The organism is Bradyrhizobium sp. 190 (assembly GCF_023073415.1).
GTDB lineage: Bacteria > Pseudomonadota > Alphaproteobacteria > Rhizobiales > Xanthobacteraceae > Bradyrhizobium.
This window is the reverse complement of sequence record NZ_JADPJL010000034.1, coordinates 88,938-95,978: the sequence shown is the minus strand read 5'-3', so window position 1 is coordinate 95,978 and position 7,041 is coordinate 88,938. Positions and strand designations below refer to the sequence as shown.

Annotated in this window: 7 protein-coding genes; all 7 read left to right on the top strand. The window is 62.8% G+C overall.

Going from position 1 to position 7,041, the window contains the following annotated elements; genetic code table 11:
- On the top strand, window positions 1-501 hold a 501-nt coding region (locus IVB22_RS20545), incomplete at its 5' end, for a transposase (protein WP_247519102.1).
- A 137-nt stretch (window positions 502-638) separates the two neighbouring features.
- Window positions 639-1,346, top strand: a complete 708-nt coding sequence (locus tag IVB22_RS20540; protein ID WP_247519101.1) for a TetR/AcrR family transcriptional regulator — start codon at window positions 639-641, stop codon at window positions 1,344-1,346.
- A gap of 219 nt (window positions 1,347-1,565) precedes the next feature.
- Window positions 1,566-2,375, top strand: a complete 810-nt coding sequence (locus IVB22_RS20535; protein WP_247519100.1) for an ABC transporter permease — start codon at window positions 1,566-1,568, stop codon at window positions 2,373-2,375.
- A gap of 58 nt (window positions 2,376-2,433) precedes the next feature.
- The gene (locus IVB22_RS20530) at window positions 2,434-3,432 is read left to right on the top strand and encodes an ABC transporter substrate-binding protein (protein ID WP_247519099.1); all 999 of its coding nucleotides are present in this window, start codon (window positions 2,434-2,436) and stop codon (window positions 3,430-3,432) included.
- A gap of 193 nt (window positions 3,433-3,625) precedes the next feature.
- Complete coding sequence (locus tag IVB22_RS20525) at window positions 3,626-4,474, top strand: ABC transporter ATP-binding protein (protein ID WP_247519098.1); 849 nt, start codon at window positions 3,626-3,628, stop codon at window positions 4,472-4,474.
- 11 nt (window positions 4,475-4,485) lie between these two features.
- Window positions 4,486-5,889, top strand: coding sequence for a hypothetical protein (locus IVB22_RS20520; protein WP_247519097.1), 1,404 nt, complete (start codon window positions 4,486-4,488; stop codon window positions 5,887-5,889).
- Window positions 5,886-7,037 (top strand): Gfo/Idh/MocA family protein, encoded by a 1,152-nt coding sequence (locus tag IVB22_RS20515; protein WP_247519096.1) that lies wholly within the window; start codon window positions 5,886-5,888, stop codon window positions 7,035-7,037. The genes IVB22_RS20520 and IVB22_RS20515 overlap by 4 nt, the downstream gene beginning before the upstream one ends.
- The last annotated feature ends 4 nt before the right edge of the window (window positions 7,038-7,041 follow it).

Genomic DNA, 7,041 nt, shown 5'->3' with positions numbered 1-7,041 from the left:
TTGCTCGATGACGCCGAGATGCTGGCCAGCATCGACGAAGTGATTGCGCTGCTCAAGCGGCAGTCCCGCACCCTTGAGGGCGAGATCGGCTCGATGATCAATGACGACTCTCTGTGGGCATGTCTCTCCGATACCTTCCGCTCCATCAAGGGCGTCGCCGATCGCGCCGTTGCCTGGATCATGGCCGATCTGCCGGAGATCGGAACCTATTCCAACAAGGCGATTGCCAAGCTCGTCGGGGTCTCCCCGATCGCCAATGACAGTGGCAAGCGACGGGGCAAGCGGCCGGTCCGTGGCGGTCGCGCCGGTGTCCGCTCGATCCTGTTCCTGGTCGCCGCCATCGCCGCCCGTTACGACAAAAGCCTCGCTGACTTCCGCGCAAGACTGGTCGCCGCCGGAAAGGAAAAAATGGTCATCCGCATCGCCCTGGCGCGCAAGCTGCTCGTCCGCCTCAACGCAAAAGCACGCGATGCGCGCGCCCAGTACGCCAATGCAACTTGACTTCCAAGATAGTCGCTCATCCGGCGCTTCGCGCCACCTTCTCCCACAAGGGGAGAAGGGGAAACGCGATGCCGCCGCGTTCTCAAATCGCGCCATGCGTGCTACAGCAGACATCATGTGTCTACCGGGCGATTGATTTGGCAAAGGAAAAACGCGTTCAGAAATGGCAGCGCGACCCCGAGGGGATGCGGCTCCGCATTCTCGAGGCCGCCAAGCAGGAATTCTCCGCCCATGGCCTGGCCGGCGCCCGCGTCGACCGCATTGCGGTCAACGCCGGCGCCAACAAGCGCATGCTGTATTACCACGTCGGCAACAAAGAAGACCTCTACCTTGCGGTGCTGGAAGGCGCTTATGAGAAGATCCGTTCCGAGGAGCGCGGGCTCGATCTCGAACATCTCGATCCGCCGGAAGCGATCGAGCGGCTGATCGATTTCACCTGGAACTACTTCCTCCGCAATCCGGAATTTCTGGCGCTGCTCAACACCGAAAACCTCGCCAAAGCGCGCCATCTGAAGCGCTCGACCAAGGTCAAATCCATGCACTCGCCGTTCGTCGAGATGATCCGCACGGTGGTGACGCGCGGCGTCGAAAGCGGCGATTTTCGCGTCGCGGTCGATCCGGTGCAGCTCTACATTTCGATTGCCGGGCTCTGCTTCTTCTATCTCTCCAACAGCGCGACGCTCTCGGTGATCTTCGGCCGCGACCTCCTGAAGAAGGAGGCGAGGGACGAGCGCCTCGCCCACATGGTGGCGCTGGTGCTGGCGGCACTGACGGGGAAATCGACGGCGGATTTCGGCAAGCCGGCATTGCCCGGCGTGCGGTCGCCGGCGCATCAGCCGGTTTAGCCTGTCGTTCCTGCGAACGCAGGAACCCATACGCCCCGGCCCCTCGATGTCAGGCGGTAGCCTTTGATCCTGCAGTAACAATTGACGCCGGTGGTTATGGGTTCCTGCTTTCGCAGGAACGACGGCGGTAGTCCAAATTGCCGCACGAAAACCCGCTTGCCAGTATTTATCCAACGGGTTAATTTCTTCCCCGAAAAGACGATCATCAGGGAGCGGGACGTGGCGGAGCTGAAGCGCGAGAGCGGCTTGTCGAAAGCGCTGAACGCAGCGTGGGTGCGGCCGTTTCTGTTCCTGCTCTTCATCGTGGTGATGTGGGACCTCACCATTCGCCTGTTCCAGATTCCGGCCTACCAAATCCCCGCGCCCGGCGATGTCGTAGCTGTCTTGCGGACGGATTGGCCGGAGCTGTTGCGGCAGGCCTGGCCCACCACCTACGCCACCATTTGCGGCTTCCTGCTGTCGGCGGTGTTCGGCATTCCCGTCGCCATGCTGATCGCGGGATCGAAGACGGTCGAAAGCTATATCTATCCGCTGCTGGTGTTCTCTCAGTCCGTGCCGAAGATCGCGATCGCGCCGCTGTTCGTGGTCTGGTTCGGTTTCGGCATCATCCCGAAAGTGATCTCGGCGTTCCTCCTCGGGTTTTTTCCGGTGGTGGTGTCCGCGGTGCAGGGCTTCAAATCGGTCGACCCTGATATGGTCGATCTCGCGCGAGCCATGCAGGGCAGCCGCTTCCGCGTATTTTGCGCCGTCAACCTGCCGCATGCGATGCCCGCGATCTTCTCGGGGCTGAAGGTCTCCATCACGCTCGCCGTGGTCGGCGCCGTGGTCGGCGAGTTCGTCGGCTCCAATTCAGGCATCGGCTACGTGATGCAGCGCTCGATCGGAACGTTCGATCTGCCGACGATGTTTGCAGCGCTGGTGATTCTCGCGTTGCTTGGCGTCGTCCTGTTCTGGGTCGTCGACCGCATCGAACGCCTCGTGATTCCCTGGCACGTCAGTCAGCGCGACGACATGATCTTTGCTTCGTAAGCCAAACCAGAAAGCGGCCCGCCTCAAGGGCCGCGCCACCACCAACGGGAGGATGACCATGATACGAGTGATAGCGGCGATCTCCGCCGCCCTGATCTGGACCGCGCTTTCAGTTCTTCCGGCATCGGCCGCCGACAAGGTCGTGCTGATGCTGAACTGGTACGTCTATGGCGAGCACGCGCCGTTCTACTACGGCAAGGCCAAGGGCATCTATGCGGCCGAGGGCATCGACCTCGAGATCCAGGAAGGCCGCGGTTCGGCGGCGACCACGCAGGCGGTTGCGGCCAAGACCGCCAATTTCGGCTATGTCGACGTGCCCACCATGATGCGCGCGGCGGTGAAGGGCGCGCCGATCGTCGCCACCGGCGTGCTGCTGCAGACGAGCCCGATGTCGGCAATGGGCTTTGTCGAAAAGAACATCAAGAAGCCCGAGGACATCAAGGGCAAGACGGTGGCGATCACGCCGGCTGACTCGATGACGCAGATCTGGCCGCTGTTCCTGAAGAAGACCGGCCTGAAGGAAAGCGACTTCCAGACGGTGGCCGGCGACGGCCAGACCAAGCTGAACGCCGTGATCAACGGCCAGGCTGACCTTCTGCTCGGTTACGTCATGGACCAGTCGATGAAGATCAAGGACGCCACGGGCAAGGACGTCAACGCCATCAAGTTCGCCGACTACGGCATCAACATGGTCTGCTCGGGCGTCGTCGCCAACACCGAGTTCGTCAAGGCCAATGCGGACCTCGTCAAGCGCTTCATGTCGGCGACGACCAAGGCGGTCGAAGCCGCCGAGAAGGATGCCAAGGGCGCGGCGCAGTCGATCCTCGACGCCAACCCGAAGGGCGGCAAGATCGAGACGCTGACGAAGGGCTTTGAGCTGACGATCCCGCTCTACCGCACGGCGGAAACCAAGGGCAAGCGGCCGTTTCAGGTGACCGATCAGAACATGACCGACACGGTAAACCTGATGGTCGAATATGGCGGATTGGATGCCAAGGCCAAGGACAATCCGAAGGCGTTTTACACCAACGACTACCTGCCGCAGGGCGGTTCGTGAGTGATTGATGATTGACCTATCGTCGTCCCTGCCGAGTGCGCGGTTGCGCACGGAGCAGGGACCCATAGCCACCGGCCTGCGTTGTTGCAGAAGGTCTCCGCCCCCGTGCCCAAACGACAGGGCACGGCGTATGGGTCCCTGCGTTCGCAGGGACGACGGGCGGAGAGGACCTTTCTAGAATGGACTTGGCTGAATGAACCCCGCGACCAAACCCACCGAGATCGATCAGCCAGGCGCGCATCTGCGCCTGGTGTCGGATCGCGCCGGCGGCGCTGCGTCGGGCATCACGCTATCAGGCGTCTCAAAAACCTATCGTTCCCGCGACGGCGACGTGCCGTCGCTGCGGCCGCTGGATTTCCACATCAACGAGGGTGAGTTCTTTGTCGTGGTCGGCCCGTCCGGTTGCGGCAAGTCCACGCTCCTGAAGATGATCTCCGGGCTTCTGGCGCCATCGACCGGTGAAATCCTGGTCGAGGGCGAGCAGGTCACGAAGCCGCACGGCAATGTCGGCATCGTGTTCCAGAACGCGCTGCTGCTGCCCTGGCGCAACATCTTGTCCAACGTGATGTTGCCGATCGACATGAAGAGGCTGCCGCGCGACGAATATTTGCCGCGGGCGAAAGCGCTGTTGAAGTTGGTCGGCCTGGAAGGTTTCGAGAAGAAGCTGCCGTGGCAATTGTCCGGCGGCATGCAGCAGCGCGCCTCGATCTGCCGGGCGCTGGTGCACGATCCCAAGATCATGCTGATGGACGAGCCGTTCGGCGCGCTCGACGCCATGACGCGCGAGAAGATGAACGTCGAACTGATGCGCATCCAGCGCGAAACCGGCAAGACCGTGCTGCTGATCACGCATTCGATTCCGGAAGCGGTATTCCTCGCCGACCGCGTGCTGGTCATGACCGAGCGGCCCGGCGCGATCGCGGCGATCTACGACGTGCCGCTGCCGCGCCCGCGTTCGCTGGACGCGATGGCCGATCCCGCCTTCACCGAACTGGTGCAGCGCATTCGCAAGCATTTCTTCACCCAAAGCGCGCTGGACTGAGAGCTGGCTCGATGCCCTATCGCTTGGCCGTACGCGATATATCGTTCTTTGAACGCCCGGTCACTTTCGCCCGGCCGTTCCGGTTCGGCGCGGTCGTCATCAACGCGACGCCGCAGGCTTTTGTGCGCGTCGAGATCGAGGTCGAAGGCAAGGGCAGGGCGACAGGGGCCAGCGCCGAATTTCTGGTGCCGAAGTGGTTCGACAAGCGGCCGCATCTTTCGCCGGAGGAGACGGTTACCGAGCTGCGACGCTCGCTGATGATCGCGCGAGACATCTATCTGGCGCGCTCCAGCTTTGAGACGGCGTTCGGCCTCCACGCCGCCTGCATCGGTGCGCAGGTCGAGGCCTGCGCCAGGGAAGACATTCCGCCGCTGGCGGCGGCTTACGGGCCGGCCGAAATCGACAAGGCGATCCTTGACGCGCTGCTGCGCTGTACGGGCGCCAACTTCTTTGATGGCATGGCGGCAAATGTTGCCGGCATCGACGCACGCCTGTCGCGCGATCTGACCGATGCCGACGTGTCGCAGTTTCTCGCAGGCCGCAAGGGGTTGGCGCGGGTCGCGATCCGGCACACGGTCGGTATGGATGACAAGGTCGAAGGCGAGGGCGGTGTCGCCGACACGAAGGAAAACGCCGGCGCGCGCTATTTCAAGCTGAAACTTAACGGCGATCCCGCACACGATGCGGATCGCCTGATCAGGATCGGCAAGGAACTCGCCGCGCTGCCGTACGATTACCGCGTCACGCTGGATGCCAATGAGCAATATGCCGATCTCGCGGCGCTAAGCTCGTTGGTCGAGCGGCTCGATCGTGACGCTGCGCTGCAGCCGATCGCAGCAAATCTCCTGTACATCGAGCAGCCGATGCCGCGCGACATCACGCGCCAATCGCCGCTCGGAGGGCTGGCGCGGCGCGATTTCATCGTTGACGAAGCCGACGACTCCTATGACGCGTTTCCGGTCGCACGGGCGCTCGGCTATCGCGGCATTTCCTCGAAATCCTGCAAGGGCATCTACAAGTCGGTGATCAATGCGACGCGCGCGGCCAAATGGAGTGCCGCCGGTGAAAAATGCTTCATCGCAGGTGAGGACCTGACCTGTCAGGCGGGACTGGCGGTGCAGCAGGATCTCGCGCTCGGCGCGCTGATCGGCGTCACCCATGCCGAGCGTAACGGCCATCACTACGTCGACGGCTTTGGCGATACGCCGGCCGCGGAGGCGGAAGCGTTCCTGTCAGCGCATCCCGATCTCTATGTCCGCGACGGCGACAAGATTCGGCTCGCGATCCATGACGGCGATCTCTTGACGGGATCGCTGACGACACCGGGCTTCGCCACGGCAGTACATCCGGACTGGTCCGCGATGTCGCCGCTCGTGCAGCCAACAGCAAGAATTTCTTTGGAGAAAGCAGTATGACGACCAAACGCCTCGGCCTGATCATGAACGGCGTGACCGGCCGGATGGGGCTCAACCAGCACCTGATCCGCTCCATCATCGCGATCCGCGACCAGGGTGGCGTTCTGCTGTCTAACGGTGACCGCATGCTGCCCGACCCGATCCTGATCGGCCGCGACGCGGACAAGGTCGAGCGGCTCGCCAAGCGCTTCAGCGTCGAGCGCTGGTCGACCGATCTCGACAAGGCGCTGGCCGACAAGAACGATACGATCTTCTTCGATGCCGCGACCACGCAGGCGCGTCCCTCGCTGCTGACCAAGGCGATCAACGCCGGCAAGCACGTCTATTGCGAAAAGCCGATCGCGACCAACCTGGAAGAGGCGGTGGCGGTCCTCAAGCTCGCCAACGCCAGGGGCGTCAAGCATGGCACAGTGCAGGACAAGCTGTTTCTGCCGGGGTTGAAGAAGCTCGCCTTCCTGCGCGATTCCGGCTTCTTCGGCCGCATGCTCTCGGTGCGCGGCGAGTTCGGCTACTGGGTGTTCGAAGGCGGCTGGCAGGAGGCGCAGCGGCCGTCGTGGAATTATCGCAGCGAGGACGGCGGCGGTATCATCCTCGACATGGTCTGCCACTGGCGCTACGTGCTCGACAATCTCTTCGGCGAAGTCGAGAGCATCTCTTGCCTCGGAACGACCGATATCCCCGAACGTCTCGACGAGAAGGGCAAGACGTACACGGCGACCGCCGATGATTCCGCCTATGCCACCTTCCGCCTCAAGGGCGGCGTGATCGCGCATATCAATATGTCCTGGGTGACGCGGGTCTATCGCGACGATCTCGTCACCTTCCAGGTCGACGGCACCCACGGCTCGGCGGTGGCGGGCCTGACGGATTGCGTGATCCAGGCGCGGCAGGCGACGCCGCGCCCGGTGTGGAATCCGGACGAGAAGCGCACCCATGATTTCTACGCCGACTGGCAGAAGGTTCCCGAAAACGTCGTCTATGACAACGGCTTCAAGGAGCAGTGGGAGATGTTCATCCGCCACGTCTGCGAGGACGCGCCCTACAAGTTCACGCTGCTGGAAGGCGCCAAGGGTGTGCAACTCGCCGAATGCGCGCTGCAGAGCTGGCGCGAGCGGCGTTGGATCGACGTTGCCCCGATCAAGGTGTGAGGAG